A 20,574-nucleotide genomic window follows, 5' to 3' on the forward strand; every position below is an offset into this window, starting at 1 on the left:
TCGCAGGCCCGGCTCCCACGGAGCCGCGCCCTTTTCCCTACACCCTCTTGCCTTCCTGGAGATGCCCATGCCCACACCCCTGTTCAAAACCGCTGCGCTGGCCGCACTGATGTTCACCGGCACCCTGGGCGCTGTGGGCGTGGCGCAGGCCCAAGGCGCAGCCGCCCAGGCGGCGCAGCCGGTCACCGCCCAGGCCGTGGCGGCGCACTACGCCGTGCTGGTGCATGCCAACTACGAAGACACGCTGAACGCCGCCCGGCGCATGCAGACCGCCGTGAAGGCGTTCACCGCCAAGCCCTCGGCGGAGGCCCTGGCCGAAGCGCGCAAGACCTGGCTTGCCGCGCGCGAGTTCTACGGCCAGACCGAGGCCTTCCGCTTCTACGGCGGCCCGATCGACGACGACAAGGGCCCCGAGGGCCAGCTCAACGCCTGGCCGATGGACGAGTCGTACGTGGACAGCGTCGAGGGCAAGCCCGATTCCGGCCTGATCAACAACCGCAAGTTCGTCATCAACAAGAAGAACCTGATTGCACAGAACGAACGGGGCGGCGAAGAGAACATCGCCACCGGCTGGCATGCCATCGAGTTCTTCCTGTGGGGCCAGGACCTGTCCGACACGGGCCCGGGCGACCGCAACTTCGAGGACTTCGTGGACGGCAAGAAGCCCAATGCCGACCGTCGCCGCCAGTACCTGAACGTGGTGACCGACCTGCTGATCGACGACCTGACGTCGCTGGTCAAGGCCTGGGACCCGAAGGCGAAGAACAACTACCGCGCGCAGTTCGTGCGTGGCGGCCAGGAGTCGGTGCGCAAGATGCTGGTGGGCCTGGGGTCGCTGTCGCGCGGCGAGCTGGCGGGCGAACGCCTGGAGGTGGCGCTCAACAGCCAGGACCAGGAAGACGAGCATTCCTGCTTCTCCGACAACACCCACCGCGACGCCGTGACCAACGCCATGGGCATCCAGAACGTCTGGCTGGGCAGCTACCGCCGTGCCGACGGCAGCCAGGTGCAGGGCGCTTCCCTGCGCGCGCTGGTCGCCGCCAAGAATCCGCAGCTGGCCGACAAGGTCACCGCCCAGATCGCCGCATCGGTGGCCGCCACCGAAGGCATCCAGGCGCCCTTCGACCGCGAGATCATCGGCGGCAACGATGCCCCCGGCCGCCAGCGCATCCAGAAGGCGGTGAACAGCCTGACGCAGCAGAGCAAGGACCTGGTGGAGGCCGCCAACGCCATTGGCATCACGCAACTCACCCTGGTGCAACCCTGAGCCGTGAGCCCATGTCCTTGATCTCGCGACGACCGTTCATGCGCCCCGCCGCCAGGGGCTGGCGCGGCCTTGCCGTGGCCGGCGCCGGGCTGGCCGCCGCCACGGGCCTGGTGGCCAGCGCCCCGCCCGACCCGCTGGGCGAGCGCGTCGGCGGCGACACCACCGTGTTCGCCACCGGCCGCAACGCGTTTTCCTTTCCCGCCGCCAACCTGGAGGATGCGGAGCGCACGCGCTTCGTGATCGGCAATTCGTTCTTCCGCCGCAACTGGGTGGAAACGGGCGGCTCCACCACCGCGCGCGACGGGCTGGGCCCGCATTTCATCGCGCGGTCCTGCGGCGGCTGCCACATCCAGGACGGGCGGGGCGAGCCGCCGGCCATCTTCAACCGCCTGGGCGAGACGCGCGACCCGCTGGTGTCGCTGCTGCTGCGCCTGTCGATTCCGGGCACCGATCCGCACGGCGGCCCGAACCCCGAGCCGGTGTACGGCGACCAGCTCAACACGGCAGCGGTGCACGGCGTCAAGCCCGAAGGCCAGGCCACGCTGCGCTACGGCACCCAGCGCGGCCGCTTTGCCGACGGGACGGCCTACACCTTGCTGAAGCCGACCTACGGGGTGCGCGACCTGGGCTACGGGCCGCTCCACAAGGGCACCATGATCGGCCCGCGCATCGCGCCGCAGATCATCGGCGTGGGCCTTCTGGAGGCCATCGACGAAGCCGACATCCTGGCGAACGCGGCCGACCAGGCCGCCGCGCCCGGCCCCATCAAGGGCATGCCCAACCGGGTGTGGGACGCGCCCTCGGGCCGCACCCTGCTGGGACGCTTCGGCTGGAAGGCCAACGTAGCCACCATCGCCCACCAGACCGGTGGCGCCTTCGTGGGCGACATGGGCATCACCTCGCGCCATTTCCCCAGCGAATCGTGCACCACCACCCAGGCCGACTGCAGCGCCTCGCCCAGCGGCGTGAGCGCCGGCGCGCGCGGCCAGCATGGCGTGGAGATCGACGACAAGACCTTCGACGACGTGGTGTTCTACCAGGCCACGCTGGCCCCGCCGGCCCGGCGGGACGCCAGCGACGCGCAGGTGCTGCGCGGCCAGGCCCTCTTCGCGCAGGCCCAGTGCGCCACCTGCCACCGGCCCAGCTACGTCACCAAGGAAGGCCCGTTCCCGCGCCTGACGAGCAAGGCACTGTCGGGCCAGCGCATCTGGCCCTACACCGACATGCTGCTGCACGACATGGGCGAGGGCCTGGCCGACGGGCGCCCCGACTTCCTGGCGAACGGGCGGCAGTGGCGCACGCCGCCGCTCTGGGGCATCGGCCTCATCAAGGACGTCAACGGCCACACCCGACTGCTGCACGATGGCCGCGCACGCGGTGTGCTGGAGGCCGTGCTGTGGCACGGCGGTGAAGCCGAAGACGCGCGCAACAACGTGTTGAAGATGAACAAGGCCGACCGCGAAGCGCTGGTCCGGTTCGTGGAGTCGCTATGAAATCCTTCGCCCTTGGTGTGACCGCGCGGCGTACCCTGCTGGGCGCCGGCCTGGCGCTGGCGGCCGCCCTGCCGGCGGCCCGGGCCCAGACCGGCTGGCGGGTCGAGGCCGTACCCTTCTATGACACCACCCAGGCGCTGCAGGGCCTCTACGGCCACTGGGGCGTGCCGCGCGCTGCCGCATTCGCCACCGCGGCGCAGGCGCTGCCGCCGGCCTTGCGCACCCTGTGCGCGGCACCGGCCGCCCAGGCCGATGCGGCACTGCAAGGCGCACGCGCCGCCTGGACCGGCGCCATGCTGGCCTGGGAGGGCCTGTCGGGCGTGGCGGTCGGCCCGGTGATCGCCCGGCGCAGCCAGCGGCAGATCGACTTCGCGCCCACCCGGCCCCACCTGATCGAGCGCGCCATCAAGGCCCAGCCCCAGGGCGCGGCGGCGTTCGAGCGCGTGGGCACGCCCGGCAAGGGCCTGCCGGCGCTGGAGTGGCTGCTGTGGACACAGCCCGCCGCTGCGGGCACCCCGGCCTGCGGCTACGCCGTCGAAGCCGCGCTGGACGTGGAGCGGGAGGCCGTGGCGCTGCGTGCGGCCTTCGATGCCGCCGCGCGCACCGACTGGGCCGCCGAGGACGAGCAGGAGCGGTCCACGCAGGCCATGGCGGAGTTCATCAACCAGTGGGTGGGCGGCATCGAACGGCTGCGCTGGGCGCACATGGAAAAGCCCTTGCGCGCCGCACAGGGCGCGCGGGCGCCCGACTACCCCCGTGCCGCCAGCGGCCAGACCGTCGCCGCCTGGAAGGCCGAGTGGCAGGCCGTGCGCACCCTGGCCGTGCTGCCGGCGGGTGCCGCCACCCCCGCGCCCGGCCAGGCGCTGGTGCCGCTCGAAACCTACCTGCGCGGTCGGGGCCTGAACCCGCTGGCCGACAGGCTGCTGGCCGCCACGCGGTCGGTGGACGCGGCCTTCACCGCTATGAACCAGGCGGGCGGCCCACCCCCGGCCGCTGCGGTGCAGCAGGCGGCCCGCGAACTGGCCGCGCTCAAACGCCTGGCCGAGGCGGACATTGCCCCGGCGCTGGAGGTCAGCATCGGCTTTTCGGATGCGGATGGCGACTGACGTGACGCCGCGAACCCGGCATCCCGGCCTGCCCACCCGGCGCCTTGCGCTGCAGTGGCTGGGCCTGCTCGGCCTGCCCTGCAGCGCCGTGGCGCAAGCGGCGCCGGCAGGGCCGCAAACGCGCCTGGCGGCGGCATGGCAGCAGGCCGATGGCGGCTACCGCGTCGGCCTGCTCGGCGTGGGCCGCGATCCGGCGGCCCCTTTGCAGGTGCTGCACGCGCTGGAAGTACCCACCCGGGCCCACGGCGTGCATGTGCTGCCCGACGGCAGCATCGTCGCCACCGCGCGCCGGCCGGGGGACTGGCTGGTGCACTGGCAACCGGGCACGGCCACGCCGCCGCGCTGGCACTGGGTGGATCCGAGCCGATCGTTCAACGGCCACGTGATCGCGTCGGCGGACGGCAGCGCGCTCTACACCACCGAGACCGACGTCGATACCGGCGCCAGCCTGGTGGCCATGCGCGACGCAGGCAGCCTGGAGACCGTGGCCGAGTGGCCCACCCACGGCATCGACGCGCATGAACTGCGGTGGGCGCCCCATGCGTTCGCGCCCGAAGCTGCGGGCCGGGCGGCGCCCCTCATCGTGGCCAATGGCGGCGTGCCCACTGCCCCGGAAACGGGCCGCGTCAAACGCGATCTGCACACCATGGATTCATCGCTCGTGCAGCTCGACGGCCGCACCGGGGCGCTGCGTGGCCAGTGGCGGCTGGCGGACCCGCGCCTCAGCCTGCGGCACCTGGCCTGGAATGCCGAAGGCTCGATGCTGGGCATTGCGCTGCAGGCGGAACACGACGACGCCAGCGCCCGCGCCCAGGCGCCGGTGCTGGCGCTCTTCGACGGGCAACGGCTGCGGTTGGCGGAACCAGCCCCGCCCACACCCGCTGCGCTGCGCGGCTACGGCGGCAGCATCTCGGCCACGGCCGAAGGCTGGGCGGTGAGCTGCCCACGGGCGGGCGGCATTGCCACCTTCTCCCCGCAGGGGAGCTGGCGGGGCCTGGTGGAGCTGCCTGAGGTGTGCGCGCTGGCCCCCGCTGCAGGCCGCCTCTGGGCTGCCGGGCTGGACCATTCGCTGCAGGACGCGGCAGGCGCCGCACCGCTGCGGCATGCGCATGCCAGCGCCCTGGCCGGTGCGCGCATGGACAACCACTGGACGCTGGCCGGGCGGTGAAGCGGGCATGGCCGGCCACGCGACTGCCGGTGCGTCAACCGGGCGACGGGCGAGCCGGCATGCCGCCGGAAGCCCTCGCCCGAGCGGAAGCCCCGCACCACAGACCGCTGGTGGCTGGTCGCTAGCAGTTGGCTGCTGGCCGTAGGCCGATGGCCGCGCCTATTTGGTGAACATGAAGTAGCCCAGCACCAGCGCGCCGACGGCGAAGATCAGGCGCGCGATCCAGGGCACGATCATCCAGGCGCCCAGCACGGTCGCGATACGACCCCAGACCCCGGGCGACTGCCACGCAGGCTGCGGCGCGTGCGGGCCCGCGCCGGGCCGGGGCGACTGCGCCGTGCCGGCCTGGATCGGGTAGCCGCATCCCGGACACGCCGGGGCGTGCGAGGACACCTCGCGTGAACACTCGGGGCAACGGATCAGGGCCATGTCAGTTCCTTGGAGTGGCGGCGGCGGAGCCGGACGAGAGCGCGCCGATCAGGATCTGCACGCGCCGGTTCCTCTGCCGTCCCTGTGGGTCGTCGCGGCCGTCCGGCGTGGCATTGGGCGCCACCGGCTCGCGCTCGCCCAGGCCGCGGGCCGCAGGCAGGCGCGAGGTGCGTTGCTGCAAGGCCTGCGCGACGGTCTCTGCACGCCGCAGCGACAGGGCATCGTTGTAGGCGTCATTGCCCTTGCTGTCGGTGTGGCCCAGCACGGTGATGGGCGCCTGCGGATAGCTCTTGATGATTTCGGCCGCCTTGTCCAGCGGTGCGGCGGCATCGGGCCGCAGCGTCGCCTTGTCGAAGTCGAACAGCACGTCTGCCGGCAGATCGACGGAGATGGCCTGTTGCGCTGTGGGCTGCGCGTTCAGTTCCACCAGCAGCGCCCGCGTCTGCTCCAGCCGGGCGGGCGGCACTTCGGCCTCGCGCAGCAGGGTCTGCGGGCCGGCTTGCGGCTGCAGCTGGGTGGCCGGGCCCTGCGGCGCGAGCGAACCCGCAACGGGCTGCGGGCTGAGCTGCGTGCGCGGCGCATCGGGCACCACGCGCAACTGAGTGCTGGCGACCTGCGCCAGGGGCTTGCCGCTGCGCTCCACCACCAGCGATTGGGCCATGGCCCCGCCACTGGCCAGGCACGCGCAGGCGGCCAGCACGGCCGGCGCCAGGCGACTGCGGTAGGCGCCTGCCATCAGCCGCCCTGCAGCGGCAGGTCCATCGAGAAGCCGGGCGAGACGATGTTGTCGCCCTGGGCGCCGTCGTTGAACACCAGCTTGAGCTTGCGCGCGGTGGGCGCCACGCTGCCCATGAAGACGAGCTGCCCGTTGAGCGTTTCGCCCTCGCGGATGGTCAGGTCACGGTTGGTGTCGGGCCGCTTGATGTGCAGCTTGGCGCCCGACTCGTCCTGCAGATAGGTGTCGGCCAGGGCCAGCATGGTGGAGTCGGTGATCCGGTTGGCGAACGAAATGCTCACATCCAGCACCGTGGCGTCGCCGCCGATCTCCACGCTCTTCACGCGCACCGTCACGCCGGCCGGGGCCACGCCCTGCAGGCCCAGCGGCAGCTTGCGCGGCGCGGCGGTGGCAGCGGGCGACATGGTGGTGGTGGGCACTTCGGTCGCGGCAGGGGCCGCCGGCACTGCGGGGCCTGCAGGAGCGGCAGGGGCCTGCGCCGCAGCGGGCGCTGCGGGGGCCGCGGACGTGGCCGGCACCGCTGGCACGGCCGGCGTGGCCGCCACGGCAGGTGCGGACTGGTCCTTGCAGCCGGCCAGCGCGACCATGGCGAGCGCGATGGCCATGGCACCCGGGCGCACGAGGGAGCGGCGTGCTGCGGGCGCTGGGCGCGTGTCGGTGGAGAGGGCGGTATGGATCAGATTCATTCCCTTGGCCTTTCTGGTTCCTGTTTGTTATGGAGAGACGGGTCGCCCCGGCTCGGCAGGCCGTGGCGGCCGCAGCCGGCGCGGGCGACCACGCGGGGCGGCTAGCGCACCCGGATGCTGTTGACCTGCGTGCCCGGGCCCGCTGCGGGTGCGGCTTCGCTGCCGTTCCCCGCCGCAGGACAGGGCCGCACGTCCACGTCGCTGCTGTTGCGGCCCTGCACGATCACGGTCTGCCCTTCCAGGCTCTGCCGGTCGACCTGGATCGAATTGACGGACGCGCCGCCCGGCCCGCAGCCGGTGCGCGTGGCGGTGTTGCCGGTCACCTCGATACGGTTGCCCTGCCCCGTCACCGACCTCACCGGTGCAGCCCCGGTGGACGGAGCGGCAGCTGCGGGCGGCGTCGCAGGAGCGGCACGCTCCCGGCTGCCGCCCTGAGCGTTCGTGCCGGTGGCTCCCACCGGGCCGATGGGCCCGACGGGGCCGATCTGCGCCTGTGCCAGGACGGGTGCGAGACACATCACGGCCACGGGCACGACGGAGAGGCGGAAGCTGAAACGGGCAGAGGACTGGGTCATGGCATCGGGGTTCCTGGCAAGCGGGTGCCGGGCAGCGGTGCCGCACCGGCGGGCGCTGGCGAGGTCGCAGCCCCGCCGGGAAGTGTGGTGGAGGGCGCGACCTGCCCTGCGCCCGGCAAGGTTCCGCCGGCCGAGGGCAGCGCGGTCGCGGCGGGCGACGGGGCTGCGCCGCCGGATTGCCGCTGGCGGACCTGCATTTCCAGCTCTTGCGAGAAGCGCTCGGCCAGCGCCACCTCTTCGGCGGCCATCTGGCCGCCCAGTTCGGTGATGGCACGGGTGGCGTCGGTCGCCGCCGCCATGCCCGGGCTGCTCAGGCGCTCGGCCAGCCTCGCGTAGCCCAGGGCCTTGACGCGGTCCTGCGGCAACCCGGCGCGTCCCTGGCGGTTCATCTCGGACAACTGCTGCATGGCGCGTGGATCGCCCCGCACGGCGGCCAGCAGGTACCAGCGGTAGGCCTGGCTGATGTCGGCGATGCCGGAGCGCTGGTTCTGGTAGGCATCGCCCACGAACGACAGCAGCTGGGGGTTCTGGGTGGTCAGCGCCTCCTGCTTCAGCCGCTCGAGCTCGTTGCGGTAGATGGGACCCTGGCAGCCGAGGCCCGCCACGCCCTTTTCGATGGACTGGTTGCAGGCCTCGACGAAGCGGGCACCCTCCCCTGCGGCCGGCGTGCCGCGCACGGTGGAGGTGGCGGCCGCCGCCGTGGCCGGCGCGGCGGGGGCCGCGTTGGCGCCGGTGGTGCCGGTGGTGCCCGTGGTGACGGTGGCGTTCGGGGCCGATACCGTCTGCGCCAGGGCCGACGCGGCGGCCAGGGACATCGCGGCGACGCAGCCTGCGGCGCGCAGCCAGCCCACGGTGCCTGGATGGCGGGCCATCATGTGCCGGCCTTCGCTGCGGGCTGGGCGGCGCCGCTGACCGGCACGATGGCGGTAGCGGCATTGGCGTTGGCGTTGGCGTTGGCCGAGCGAGGCTCCCACGACATGGGCACGTTGAAGAACAGCGGCTCGAAGCCGGACCACTGCATGACGTCCACCTCGCCCTTGTCGGCGAAGCGCTCGGAATACACCTTCTGCAGGGCCGTCTTGGTGGCTTCGTCGTACTTCTGGGTGACCTGCACGGGCTCGCCGTACTTGCGCAGCATGACCTGGATCAGCCCCAGCTTCAGCTCGGGGGTGAGGCCCGTGTAGGCCGCGCGCATGTTCTCGATCACCACCGGGTCGGGCATGCCGCCGGGAATGCAGCGCCAGTAAGGCGTGTTGGTGGCCTTGCCCACCAGTTCCAGCACGCTCAGATCCACCAGCGTGCGGATGGCCGAGTGGCGGCCCTGCAGGTACTTGCCTTCCATCTTGAAGCCGAAGGCATCGCCATAGAAGCCCAGGCTGGCGTTGTCTTCCGAGCTGAAGTTCAGCACCTTGACCACGTTCGACGACTGGATCCGCGGCACCATCTGCTGGGTCGAGAAGCTGACCAGGTTCAGGTCGAGCGCCAGCGCCGAGAAGATGGCCGAGCGCTTCACGTCGGCACCCAGCGTGAGCTTGCCGTTGCCGCCGCCGAACTCGATGCCCGCCGAGTTGACCCGGCCGGCGCCGGAGATCGCGCGGTCGAACTCGGTGAGCGCGCCGGTGATCAGGAAGTCGGGCATGGTCACGCCGAACTTGGCGCCCAGCTGCGCCTGCGCCACCAGGTAGTCGGGGTGGTAGGGCACGTACACCACGCGCGCCCCGATGCGGTTGACCGCCGTGCGCACCATCTCGGTGATGTCGCCCGGGATTTCAGCGCCCGCCAGCGGGCTCGACAGATTGGTCGCATCGAGGATGCTGCGCGTCTGCATGTAGATGATCGGGTCGCCGTCCTTGTAGACGTCGAGCATGGAGCCGAAGCGGCCGAGCGCCATCGAATAGGGGCTGAGGTTGGTCACCGGCAGCAGCTTCTCGGCGTCCCTCTCGGCCATCAGCTTGGTCGCATCGTCCAGGGCGTTCTGGGTCGTTGCGCAGCCGCCCAGCAGAGCCAGCGCCAGCAGCGCGCCTCCCCACCGCAGTGTTGTTTGCATCATGATTTTTGTGGTCTTTATGTGAATGAAGGAGTGGCGTCTCGGCGTGGGAGCCCTTTCAGCTCCGGCCGGCGCCCGTGCAGTCTCTTAACGCTGCACGACAAGACGAAGAAAAAAAGTGGAACGGAGGTTCAGCGCGGCGAGTTGATGACGGTGATGTTCTCGACCCCGCGCCCTTCCACGAACAGCGTCACGTTGCCGTTCACGGGCCCCTGGATCACCGGGCTCGCGATGCGCAGCGTGCCGTCGGTGCCGCGCTGCACGTCGGAATAGGTGGAGCGGATCACCACGTTGCGCTGGTCCTCCGGCAGCTTCAACGTGCCGTCGGGCTGCACCAGCGCGCTCTGGTCCACCAGCGCGTTCTGGGCGATGGCGCGGTTGACCCGGGCCTTCGCGCTCACCGACGGGTAGACGCTGTCCTGCAGCTTCACGCCGCTCTGGTTCGAGTCCTTGTAGCTGCCCAGCTGCTCGTTGTAGTTGACCAGCTGCGCCTGGGCGCCCGCCGCGCCGCCGGCCACTGCCAGCGCGCACGCGCAGCGGACCCACCAGGCGCTGCAGGGGCGGCTTACCGATACCGTTGTTGTCATGAAGAAAGCTCCTTGTTCGACAAAGAATGGGCTGCTGCGCGCATGCATGGCAGGTGAGGGGCGCGCACGATCAGGCACGACTTCGCACTACATGCTGAGCAGGTTGACCGCCGGCAAAACGGTCACCGACTGGTTTATCACCCCCGAGGACGGGACGGTGTAGGTGTAGCCAGGGTTGGCCGCGTAGGCCGCGTTCCCGGCCACCCCTGCCGTGCCCGTGATCGCCCCGCCCACGTTGCGCACGCTGCCCGAGGTGATCCCGGCCGCCGCGGCGGAGGTATTGCCCACGATGGCGACTGTGCCGGTGACGATGCCCTGGTTGATGAGCGAGTTGGAGACGCCGCCGGCCAGCGCCCGCCCGCGGTTGCCGGCGATCAGCACGTTGCCCGTCAGCACGCCCTGGTTGACCACCGAGTTCACGGTGCCGCCCATGGTGGCGCTGCCTTCGTTGCCGGCGATGACGACCCGGCCGGTCAGCTTGCCGCGGTTGTCCACGCTGTTGACCGTGCCGCCGCCCTGTGCGCTGCCACGGTTGCCCAGGATGGCGATGTTCGCGCCCGTCATGCTGCCCCGGTTGCGCACGCTGTTGACCACGCCCGATCCGGTGACCTGCGCGGTGTTGCCGGCGATCATGATCTGGCTGCCGCCGATGGTGCCGTGGTTGTCCACGCTGTTGGCCGTGCCACCGCCCCGCACCGACGCCTGGTTGCCCAGGATGGTGATGTTGGAGCCGGCGATCGATCCGCTGTTGGCCACGCTGTTGGCCATGCCGCGCGTGGCGGTGCCGGAATTGCCCATCACGGTGATCTGGCTGCCGGAGAACCGGCCGCTGCCGGTCACGCTGTTGATGGAGCCGCCGCCCTCCGCGCGCCCCTGGTTGCCCAGCACGGTGATGCTGCCGCCCTGCACGCTGCCTTCCACGTCCACGCTGTTGGCCGTGCCGCCCGTGGAGTGGCCCTGGTTGCCGGCCACCGTGACCGAGGCGCCCTGCACCCGGGCCTGCTTCTTCACCCGCACGCTGTTGGCCAGGGCGTCGCCCGACCCGGTGCGGGCCGACGCCTGGTTGGCGCCCACCGTCACGGCGGCCGACTGCAGGCTGCCGTCGCTCTGCACGCTGTTGGCCAGCGCGGTCTGGCCGCCGTCGGCCCGCACCGTGCCGGCGGTGTTGCCCGAGACGGCGATCTGCACCCCGCGGGCATCGCCGCCGCCCTGCACGAAGCTGTTGGCCGCGGCCAGCCCTTCGGTGGCGGTGACGCCGCCCGCAGTGTTGCCCGCCAGCTGCACGCTGCCCGCCTGCAGGCGCGCCAGCACCTGGACGGCGTTGGCATTGGCCTGGCCCACGCCCTTGCCGAAGGCGGCGAACCCGCCCACCGTGCCCTCGCGGCCTTCGCTGCGCACGCTGGCCGCCGTGTTGCCGGCGATCAGCACGCTGGCGTCATCGACCTGGCCGCTCGCATTCACCGACAGCGCGTTGGCGTTGATGCGGCCGCCCTGCGCCTGCAACTGCCGCGCCGTGTTGCCCGCCACGACCGCCGTGCTGCGCGACAGGCCCACCGCACCGGAGCCGTCGAGGTACACCGAGTTGGCGGCCAGCACGCCGTTGCTGTTGGAGCCCACGCCCAGCATCTGCGAGGTGCCCCCTTCCGCGCGGACGCCGTCCGCCGTATTGCCCGCCAGCACCACGCTGCCGCCGCGCACCGATGCCTGGCGGTACGCGGCCAGCGCATTCACCAGGGCCGTGCCGCCCGTGGCCTGCACGTTGCGGGCGGTGTTGCCCGCCACCGTCCAGGATGCTGCCCGGTCGATCAGTGCGCCGTCGTGCAGCAGCACCGCGTTGGCGGCCGCCCGGGCGCGCGCCTCGCTGGACACCGCCCCGACCGCGCCGGAGACCGCACCGCCCTCGGTGCCGATGTCGGTGGCCGTATTGCCCGCCAGCACCCCCGAGGCGGACAGCTGCGACGCCCGGCCGCCGCCGCTCTCCAGCGCCACGCTGTTGGCCAGCAGGCTGCCGCCGCGCGCGTCCAGCCGCGCCGCGTCGTTGCCCACCACCGTGACGCCAGAGGCATCGAGCTGCGAGCCCGTGACCGCCAGGGTGTTGGCGAGCGCCGCCGACTGCTGCGACGCGGAAAAGAGCAGGCCGCCGCCGGCCGATGCGGCGAACCCGGTGGAGCGCACGCCCTGCGCCGTGTTGCCCGCCAGGCTGACGGAGGTGCGCTCTGCCCGGCCCTCGCTCAGCAGCACCGCGTTGGCAGCCGCCAGGCCGCCGCTGCCGGACACCTGGCGCGCCTGGTTGGCCGCCAGTGTCAGCGGCACCTGTTCCAGCGTGGACTGGCGATCGGCCACCAGGCTGTTGGCCACGGCGCGGCCGTTGCGCTCGAAGCTGCCGACCACGCCGGCACCCACCTGGCCGGCCATGCCTGCCGTCTGGATCTGCTCGGCGGTGTTGCCGCTCAATGTGACGGTGCCGCCGCGAACCGTGGCGTCGTCCAGCCAGATGCTGTTGGCCGCAGCGCCGCCGCCGGTGGCCGCAACGCTGCGTGCCGTGTTCGATGCGATGAGGTGCGCGGGGTCGGATTCCAGCCGCCCCCGGTTCACCGACACGGTGTTGGCCAGGGCGGTGGCGGACAGCCGCACATCGGCCAGCGCTCCCTGCAGGATCGACATCTCCCCGCCCCAGGCCTGCACCTGGTCGGCCCGGTTGCCGGTCAGGGTGGCCGTGTAGCGCCCTGCGCCGGAGCGGTGGTCGGAAAAGCTGACGGAGTTGGCCAGCGCGCTGCCGCCGGTCGTGACCACGTTGCTGGCCTGGTTCCGGGTCTGGGTGATGCGTGCGCGGGCCAGCTCGCTCGATGCGATCGCCACCGTGTTGGCCGCGGCCACGCCGGTCAGGTTGACCTGCCCGATGGTGCCGCGCCCCACGCCGGCCGTGCCGCCACCCGCGCGGACTTCACGGGCCCGGTTGCCGACCTGCGCGATGTCGACGTCGGTCAGCTTGCCGCCGTTCGCCGTCAGCGTGTTGGCCAGCGCCGAGCCACCGATCGAGGTGATGTCGCCCGCTTCGTTGTCCGCGACGGTCAGCCGGGCCTGGCTCGCATCCGTGCCGTCGAGCAGCACGCTGTTGCCCGAAGCCCGGCCAGGCAGCTGCAGGGAGCCGGTGCCCAGCAGCACCTTGGCGTTGGCACCGAACGCGGAAATGTTCGACGCGCGGTTGCCCAGCACGCTGACCTGCGACGACGTGAGCGGCCGGGAGCCGCTTCCGCTGGCGATCAGCGCCACGTTGGCCGTGGCGGCGCCGCCCATGGCGTTCACGAAGCCGGTCACCTGGTTGTCCAGCACCTGCACGGCCGTCTGCCGCAACTGCATGCCGGCGAGGCCCGCCACGTTGGCCTGCGCGGTGCCCACCAGATCGATCTGCGCCCCCACGTTGGCCAGGCCCGATCCCTTGCCGCCGCTGCCCAGCACGCGGGCGTTGGCGCGGTTGTTCTGCACCCGCACCTCGCTCTGCCCTTCGACCTGCGTGCCCGGGCTGTTCTTGTGCCAGCCCAGGCCACCGAGGATGGATTCCTGGGCCGTGGCCCCGAGCGGCACGGCGACGGACGCGCCGATCAGGCAGACCACGGGCCAGCTGGTCCGTTTGCACGGGAAATGGCGCGGGGAGGAGGTGGTAGTGGTGGTGGTGGTGGGAGGACGTTGCACGGGACTCCTTCGCTGCGTCGGCCGGGGGCTCGGCGATCGGGGGGGCGTTCGGTGGTTTCCGGTGGCGGCTGCCGGCCGTGTGGCGGGCGCTGCCTGGGGCGCGATGGAGGGGTTCGGCCGCTCTGCGGTGGGCCTTGCCAGGTCGGAGGTCAACCCCGCCAGGCCAGGCCCACGGCAGAACGCTGGCGGGGTGGACCGCCAGCGAACCCGCACATCAGTTGATGTTGATGCTGTTGACGTTGGCCGTGCCACCGAAGGCCTTGATGTCGGTGGCTTCGTTGTTGCTCACCGTGATCTCGCTGTTGCGGATCTTGGAGCCGGTGATGTTGATGCTGTTGACGTTGGCAATGCCGTCCATCGAGACCTCGGCGATCTTCATGCCGACCTTGCCGCCGCCGGAGGTGACGTTGGTGGCCTTGTTGCCGGCCACGGTGATGCGGCTGTTGGTGATCTCGGAACCCGCCGAGCCCTTGCCGGAGACGAGGCCGGGAACGCTGATGTTGCCGCTCTGGGCAAAAGCGATGCCGCAGGTCATGGACAGGGTGGCGACTGCGGTGATTGCAAGCTTGCGCATGGAGAAATCCTTTCAGGTCGGGATGAATCAAAAACGGCGACCCGAAATGGGCCGGCAGCAGATTCTTTTCGTCGCCCGTGCTTGCGCCTGTAATCAAAAGTTTCTACTGCGGCCTGTCATAAAGCGTTTTGTCCTACACACGACGACCATCGAACCACCCTCTTTTCTCTTGGAAGATGGAGAAATGATGGAGACGCCGGCGCTGATACAAAATTCTGTGAACAAAGTTACATTCCTCCGACGCTGGAGGGGGAAGAAGCAAGGTGTCAACCCCCTGAAAATATCAACCAGTTACCGTCACCATCATTATGAAACCACAGTAAACATAAAAAAGCCGGCATCCGCAGCACGGAAATCGACAATTTCCCGCACTCCATTCACCAAACCGTCATGAAAGAAATGCAACCCGTTATGTCCACCGCCCGCTTGTTAATCGTCCCGGCATTAATGGCATTGCTCACCGCCTGTTCGCCGGGCGACAACGAATTCAAACCCGGGCAGATCGCCTACCCTTCGGACGCGCAAATCACCGGCGCCCTGCAGCAGCAGTTCGCCAGCGATCCGAACAGTGCTTCGGCGCGCGAGCTGGTCAAGACATTGGGTGGCGACAAGGGCGAGCTGCGCTATCGCATCCAGCGGGTGGTGTACCGGCAGGGCGCGTTTGAGGCGCAATACGATGCGGTGCTGCACCTGGGCCAGCCCGGCGCGCAGAGCCTCACAGCCCTCTACGCCAGCATGATTCCCGAGGCTGAACGGCAGAAGCTGAAGGCACAGACGCTGGAAGCGTACGAAGCCTGGCTGACCCAGCAGGCCGCCAGCGTGGAGAAGAGCGCGCCCGATCAGGCCCGGGCGCTCAGCCGCACCGTCGAGGTGCTGGGCAAGTGCTACCGCGAAGCCCCGGCCGGTGCGGACGTGGTGGTCATGCAGGGACTGTCGGCGCTGGTGTCACCGGAGCGCAAGGGTCTCTACGCGGAGAAACTGCCCTCCGACCGCGCGACCATCCTCTGCCTGCCGGCCTGAGATTCGGCGCAGGAGGGCGGGCGCGCCTTCCGGTCCGCGCGCCGGGGCCTGCCTGGGCAGACCGTCGCCGCCAGACGCCCCACTGCTTCTGCTCCCCGTCTGCCTGCTCCGCCCTCGCGCTCGCCCTCGCCCTCGCTCCGGTCGTCAATCGACGATCGTCAGCTTGGCGATGCTGAGGGCCAGCCACTTGGTGCCGTGGCGCGGGAAGTTCACCTGCGCGCGGGCGTCGTCGCCCGTGCCTTCCAGCGCCAGCACCTTGCCTTCGCCGAACTTGGTGTGGAACACGGCCAGCCCTGCGCGCAGCCCATGCGACGGTGCCGCTTTCTGCGCCGGCACCGGGGGGCTGGCGAAGGTTTCCGATTTGAAGCCGAATCCACCTCTAGCGCCCGATTCATAAGAGCTTGATGCTCCTGATTTAGGAGCATAGCTGCCAAAACCGGTCTGGCGCGGCGTGATCCACTTGAGCGCGGACTCCGGCAGCTCGTCGAAGAACCGGCTCTTGATGTGGTAGCGGGTCTGGCCGTGCAGCATGCGCGTTTGCGAATGGCTGAGGTAGAGACGTTTGCGGGCACGGGTGATGGCCACATACATCAGCCGGCGCTCTTCCTCCAGTCCCTCCCGGTCGTTCATGGAGTTCTCGTGCGGGAACAGGCCCTCTTCCATGCCGCCGATGAAGACCGCATCGAATTCCAGCCCCTTGCTGGCATGCACCGTCATCAGCTGCACCGCGTCCTGCCCGGCCTGGGCCTGGTTGTCGCCGGCCTCCAGCGCCGCGTGCGTCAGGAAGGCGGCCAGCGGCGACAGGGTTTCGCCCGTGTCGGCATCCACGATGCCGGCCACGGGTGGCAGCGGCTCGTCGATCACCGGCTGGGCAGGGTCCAGCCCCTGGCTGGCAGGGCTCTGCGACAGGTTGGCGCCGTGCTCGTCCACCGGCAGCGCCACGGCATCGCGGCCGAAGCCTTCCTGCGTGACGAAGCTCTCGGCCGCGTTGATGAGTTCGTCCAGGTTCTCCAGCCGGTCGGCGCCCTCCTTTTCGTTGCGGTAGTGCTCGATCAGCCCGCTGGCTTCCAGCATCTGCGCCAGGATGCCGCGCAGGTTCTGCCCCTGTGTCTGCTCGCGCATCACATCGACCAGCGCGACGAAGGCGCCCAGGTTGGTGCCGGCCTTGCCCGGCACCGCACTCACGGCGTCGTGCAGCGAGCAGCCGGCGCTGCGGGCGGCGTCCTGCAGCACTTCGATGCTGCGCGCGCCGATGCCGCGCGGCGGGAAATTGACCACGCGCAGGAAGCTCGTGTCGTCGTGCGGGTTCTCCAGCAGGCGCAGATAGGCCAGCGCGTGCTTGATTTCGGCGCGCTCGAAAAAGCGCAGGCCGCCGTACACCCGGTAGGGCACGGACGCATTGAAGAGCGCCGATTCGATCACCCGGCTCTGCGCATTGCTGCGGTAAAGCACGGCGATCTCCTTGCGCTCGAAGCCGTCGCTTTTGACCAGCTGCTTGATCTCGTCGACCATCCACTGCGCCTCGGCCAGGTCGGTGCTCGATTCGTACACCCGCACCGGCTCGCCCGGGCCCTGCGTCGTGCGCAGGTTCTTGCCCAGGCGGCGGCTGTTGTTGCTGATGAGCGCGTTGGCGGAGTCGAGGATGTTGCTGTAGCTGCGGTAGTTCTGCTCCAGCTTGATCTGGCGCTCCACAGCGAATTCGCGCACGAAGTCGGCCATGTTGCCCACGCGCGCACCGCGAAACGCATAGATGCTCTGATCGTCGTCGCCCACCGCGATCACGCTGCTGCGCGACTGGAAGCGGCCATCGACCGTGTCGCCCGCCAGTTGCTTGAGCCAGGCGTACTGCAGCTTGTTGGTGTCCTGGAACTCGTCCACCAGGATGTGCTGGAACCGGCGCTGGTAGTGCTCGCGGATCGGATCGTTGTCGCGCAGCAGCTCGAAGCTGCGCAGCATCAGCTCGCCGAAATCGACCACGCCTTCGCGCTGGCACTGCTCTTCATACAGCTGATAGAGCTCGACCTTCTTGCGGCTCTCCGCGTCGCGCGTTTCCACGTCGCCGGGGCGCAGCCCCTCTTCCTTGCAGCCGCTGATGAAATAAGCGACCTGCTTCGGGGGAAAGCGCTCTTCGTCGACGTTGAACTGCTTGCACAGCCGCTTGACGGCGGACAGCATGTCCTGCGTGTCCAGGATCTGGAACGATTGCGGCAACCCGGCCAGCTTGTAGTGGGCGCGCAGGAAGCGGTTGCAGAGGCCGTGGAAGGTGCCGATCCACATGCCGCGCACGCTCACCGGCAGCATGGCCGCCAGCCGCGCCGTCATTTCCTTGGCGGCCTTGTTGGTGAAGGTGACGGCCAGGATGCCGCCGGGCGTGGCGTAGCCGTTCTGCAGCAGCCAGGCGATGCGGGTGGTCAGCACGCGGGTCTTGCCCGATCCGGCGCCCGCCAGGATGAGGGCATGCCCGGCCGGCAGCGTGACGGCGGCCAGCTGCTCGTCGTTCAGGTTCTGCAGCAGGGGCGAGCTGCCGGGGTCGATGCGCGGCGCCGGGCCGGCTTCGCCAGCACCGAAAGGCGCATCGGGTGCGCCGGAAAACAGGTCGTGTGGGAGCATGCCGCCATTGTAGGAAGCCGCCCGTGGGCGGGTGCTGGCAGGGGCGTTTCGCAGCCGAGGCCAGCCACGGCGTGATCCCGGCGCGGCCCCTCGCCGCACCCACCCTTCGGCGAATCCGGGCCGGGGTCCGGGCTATTTGAGCCTGCGCGGCGTGGGCGCGCGCCGCAGCCCGTCGACCGCATCGGCCTCGAATCCTTTCCACAGCGCGTCGCGCCGCTCCAGCGCATGGGCCACTTCCGTCGGTCGCAGTTGGGCGACGGCGGACACCAGCGCATTCGCCAGGAAGAACGCGGCGGTGTAGGAGTCGAAGGGCGAGGCGTTGGCCGTGCCCACCAGCAGGGTGTGGTCGGCACAGGCCACGATGGGTGCGGCCACGCTGTCGGTGATGGCCAGCACCGGGCAGCCCTGGCTGCGGAAATGCCGCGCGGCCAGCAGCGCGCCGTTGGAGTAGCGGCGGATGGTGAACACCAGCAGCACGTCCTGCGGCTCCACCCAGAGGAGGCGGTCCACGGCGAACGGCGCGCCCAGGCCGAGCTCCTGCACGCCCGGCCGGCACATGTTCAGGTGCGTGGTGAGATACGACGCCACCGGCGCGCTGTTCTTTTCCGCCATGACGAGCACCCGGCCGGTGCAGTCGCTCACCGTGCGGGCGAATGCCTCGAAGACCGCCATGTCCAGCCCCTGGCGGGTGGCGGCGATGTTGTGCTGGTCGTGCAGCGCGGCGTCGTCCACGCACTCGGCCAGGCTGCGCGCGCTGCCGATGGTGGCCGTGGTGCGCTGCGCGGGCGTCTGCAGCAGCGCGGTGACCTCGGTGCGCGCCTCGCGCCGCACTTCCGCCAGGCTGGCATAGCCCAGCTTGGCGAACAGGCGCACCACGGTGGATGCGCTGGTGCCGGCGCGCGCGGCCATGGCGCTGGCCGAATCGAGCAGGCCGTCGGGGTAGTGGCGCAGCAGGTGGTCGGCCAGCGCCCGCTCGCTGGCCGTGAGGGCCGCAGCCTGGAGCATCAATCGGTCGGTGAGCAGCATGGGGTGGAGACGAGGTGAATGCAAGGGGAAGGCGGAGAGCCCAGACGGCGCGTACCGAGGTAAGCCCGCAGCATAGCCACAGGCCGGGGCCCAGTGTGGGGGCGGCGCTCCCCTCGCCCTGCCCCGCCCTGCCCCGCCCCGCCCCACCGTCATTGCAACAGATATTCCAAAGCATCTATGATCTCTGAAATATTCGTTGCAGCCGCGCTGGATGCCCGGTTGTGCCTGGCCGCGCAATGCTCCGGCCGCCGATGTCCTCGATGCCTTCCCTGTCCATTCACGCACCAGCCCGCCCGCCCATGCACATCGCCACTTCGACTCCATCCCTCGACGCCGCCCACGCCCAGCCCTTGCTCGACTGGCTGGCCTCCCAGGAATCCGCCATGTTCGAGCTACTCGCCCAGGTGGTGAACGTGGACAGCGGCAGTGGCCAGGAAGCCGGCGTGCGCAAGGTGGCCGCATTGCTGCGCGGCCATCTGGAAGCCGCGGGCATCGCGGTGCAGACGCTGCCCGAGCCAGGCTGGGGCGAATGCCTGCTGGCGCGCCTCCCCGCCGCGAGCAGCGCCGCCGCCGCCGCCACGCAGCCGGGCCATCTGCAGCTGATGGGGCACATGGACACGGTGTTCCCCGCAGGCACCGTGGCCCAGCGGCCCTGGCGCATCGAAGGCGGCAAGGCCTTCGGCCCCGGCGTGGCCGACATGAAGTCCGGGCTGGTGATGAACGTCTTCGTGCTGGAAGCCCTGGCGCGCTTCGGCGGCAACGCGTCGCCGGTGCAGCTGTTTTTCTCTTGCGACGAGGAAGTGGGCTCGCCCGCCTGCCGCACGGTGATCCGCGAGATCTCGCAAGGCGCGCGCGCCGTGCTGAATGCCGAACCGGGCCGCATCACGGGCAACGTGGTGAACCAGCGCAAGGGCTCCTACCGGATCGATTTCGAGGTGCAGGGTGTGGCGGCGCATGCCGGCATCAACCCGGCGCAGGGCGCCAGCGCCATCGACGCGCTGGCCCGCAAGATCCTGGCGCTGCACGCGCTCAACCAGCTCGAGCCGGGCATCACGGTGAATGTGGGCTGGGTGCAGGGCGGCATGGCGTCGAACGTCGTGGCCCCGCTGGCCAGCGCGCACGTCGACCTGCGCTACACGGCCGAGAACGACCTGGAGAACATCCTCGCGCGCATCCGTGCGGTGATCGAAGAGGAGTCGCTGCCGCGCACCAGCGGCCGCATCGTGCAGCAGACCGGCACGCTGCCCATGGCGCGCACGCCCGACGATCTGCTGCAGGCCTACCAGCGGTCGGCCGAACGGATCGGCTTCCAGGTGGAAGGCGAATTCACCGGCGGCGCAGCCGACAGCGGCATCACCTCGTCGATGGGGATTCCCACGCTCTGCGCGCTGGGCCCGGTGGGCGGCTATGCGCACAGCGAGCGCGAGTTCTGCGACCTGGCCACCTTCGTGCCGCGCGCGCAGGCGCTGGCGCTGACCCTGCTGGCGCTGCGCTGACCCTGCTGGCGCTGCGTTGACGCCTTGCGCTGGCTGCCGCGTTGCTGGCGCCTCGCTGGCG

At 70.5% G+C, this 20,574-nt stretch carries 18 protein-coding genes; 7 read left to right on the forward strand and 11 right to left on the reverse strand.

Features of this window, described 5'->3' with window-relative positions; all coding sequences use genetic code 11:
• The first annotated feature begins 67 nt into the window (after positions 1-67).
• The 4 genes from ASF94_RS13075 to ASF94_RS13090 are packed head-to-tail and all read left to right on the forward strand — an operon-like array spanning position 68 to position 5,034.
• Positions 68-1,267: an imelysin family protein gene (locus ASF94_RS13075; RefSeq protein ID WP_056667281.1), complete on the forward strand. Its 1,200-nt coding sequence runs from the start codon at positions 68-70 to the stop codon at positions 1,265-1,267.
• 11 nt (positions 1,268-1,278) lie between these two features.
• Entirely contained in the window at positions 1,279-2,760 is a 1,482-nt protein-coding gene (locus tag ASF94_RS13080; protein WP_235505353.1) for a di-heme oxidoredictase family protein, read from the forward strand.
• Positions 2,757-3,866 carry an imelysin family protein gene (locus tag ASF94_RS13085; RefSeq protein WP_056666891.1) on the forward strand — a complete coding sequence of 370 codons (1,110 nt, stop codon included), beginning with the start codon at positions 2,757-2,759 and terminating at the stop codon, positions 3,864-3,866. Before ASF94_RS13080 ends, ASF94_RS13085 begins: the two co-directional genes overlap by 4 nt.
• A complete protein-coding gene (locus ASF94_RS13090; RefSeq protein WP_056666894.1) occupies positions 3,850-5,034 on the forward strand; it encodes a DUF1513 domain-containing protein in 1,185 nt (394 codons plus the stop codon). Before ASF94_RS13085 ends, ASF94_RS13090 begins: the two co-directional genes overlap by 17 nt.
• Before the next feature lie 159 nt (positions 5,035-5,193).
• Here the strand turns inward: ASF94_RS13090 and ASF94_RS13095 are convergent, their stop codons facing one another.
• The 9 genes from ASF94_RS13095 to ASF94_RS13135 all read right to left on the reverse strand — a co-directional run bounded on the left by ASF94_RS13095 (position 5,194) and on the right by ASF94_RS13135 (position 14,361).
• Positions 5,194-5,463 carry a zinc ribbon domain-containing protein gene (locus ASF94_RS13095; protein WP_056666896.1) on the reverse strand — a complete coding sequence of 90 codons (270 nt, stop codon included), beginning with the start codon at positions 5,461-5,463 and terminating at the stop codon, positions 5,194-5,196.
• 1 nt (position 5,464) lies between these two features.
• Complete coding sequence (locus ASF94_RS21930) at positions 5,465-6,199, reverse strand: OmpA family protein (protein WP_056666899.1); 735 nt, start codon at positions 6,197-6,199, stop codon at positions 5,465-5,467.
• Complete coding sequence (locus ASF94_RS13105) at positions 6,199-6,885, reverse strand: hypothetical protein (protein WP_056666901.1); 687 nt, start codon at positions 6,883-6,885, stop codon at positions 6,199-6,201. The genes ASF94_RS21930 and ASF94_RS13105 overlap by 1 nt, the downstream gene beginning before the upstream one ends.
• Before the next feature lie 101 nt (positions 6,886-6,986).
• Positions 6,987-7,460: a hypothetical protein gene (locus ASF94_RS13110; RefSeq protein ID WP_056666903.1), complete on the reverse strand. Its 474-nt coding sequence runs from the start codon at positions 7,458-7,460 to the stop codon at positions 6,987-6,989.
• Entirely contained in the window at positions 7,457-8,335 is an 879-nt protein-coding gene (locus ASF94_RS13115) for a sel1 repeat family protein (RefSeq protein WP_235505355.1), read from the reverse strand. Before ASF94_RS13115 ends, ASF94_RS13110 begins: the two co-directional genes overlap by 4 nt.
• Entirely contained in the window at positions 8,332-9,510 is a 1,179-nt protein-coding gene (locus ASF94_RS13120; protein ID WP_235505356.1) for a CsgG/HfaB family protein, read from the reverse strand. The genes ASF94_RS13115 and ASF94_RS13120 overlap by 4 nt, the downstream gene beginning before the upstream one ends.
• A gap of 128 nt (positions 9,511-9,638) precedes the next feature.
• Positions 9,639-10,094, reverse strand: coding sequence for a hypothetical protein (locus tag ASF94_RS13125; protein ID WP_056666908.1), 456 nt, complete (start codon positions 10,092-10,094; stop codon positions 9,639-9,641).
• Between the two features lie 87 nt (positions 10,095-10,181).
• On the reverse strand, positions 10,182-13,787 hold the full coding sequence (locus tag ASF94_RS13130; protein ID WP_235505357.1) for a hypothetical protein: 3,606 nt from the start codon (positions 13,785-13,787) through the stop codon (positions 10,182-10,184).
• 214 nt (positions 13,788-14,001) lie between these two features.
• Complete coding sequence (locus ASF94_RS13135) at positions 14,002-14,361, reverse strand: hypothetical protein (RefSeq protein WP_056666910.1); 360 nt, start codon at positions 14,359-14,361, stop codon at positions 14,002-14,004.
• Between ASF94_RS13135 and ASF94_RS21345 the strand changes: the two genes are divergently transcribed.
• A complete protein-coding gene (locus tag ASF94_RS21345; protein ID WP_156382534.1) occupies positions 14,360-14,755 on the forward strand; it encodes a hypothetical protein in 396 nt (131 codons plus the stop codon). The two genes, ASF94_RS13135 and ASF94_RS21345, sit on opposite strands and share 2 nt — an antisense overlap.
• A 17-nt stretch (positions 14,756-14,772) precedes the next feature.
• Entirely contained in the window at positions 14,773-15,381 is a 609-nt protein-coding gene (locus ASF94_RS13140) for a hypothetical protein (protein ID WP_162244643.1), read from the forward strand.
• A 144-nt stretch (positions 15,382-15,525) separates the two neighbouring features.
• On the opposite strand, the gene ASF94_RS13145 is transcribed toward ASF94_RS13140, so the two are convergent.
• Both ASF94_RS13145 and ASF94_RS13150 read right to left on the reverse strand, forming a co-directional pair.
• Complete coding sequence (locus ASF94_RS13145; RefSeq protein ID WP_056666913.1) at positions 15,526-17,991, reverse strand: UvrD-helicase domain-containing protein; 2,466 nt, start codon at positions 17,989-17,991, stop codon at positions 15,526-15,528.
• A gap of 132 nt (positions 17,992-18,123) precedes the next feature.
• Positions 18,124-19,017 (reverse strand): MurR/RpiR family transcriptional regulator, encoded by an 894-nt coding sequence (locus tag ASF94_RS13150; protein ID WP_056666915.1) that lies wholly within the window; start codon positions 19,015-19,017, stop codon positions 18,124-18,126.
• Between the two features lie 299 nt (positions 19,018-19,316).
• On the opposite strand from ASF94_RS13150, the gene ASF94_RS13155 reads away from it, so the two are divergent.
• Positions 19,317-20,513, forward strand: a complete 1,197-nt coding sequence (locus tag ASF94_RS13155) for a M20 family metallopeptidase (protein ID WP_056666918.1) — start codon at positions 19,317-19,319, stop codon at positions 20,511-20,513.
• Positions 20,514-20,574 lie beyond the last annotated feature (61 nt).

Source organism: Acidovorax sp. Leaf160 (assembly GCF_001424265.1).
Lineage (GTDB): Bacteria > Pseudomonadota > Gammaproteobacteria > Burkholderiales > Burkholderiaceae_C > Paracidovorax.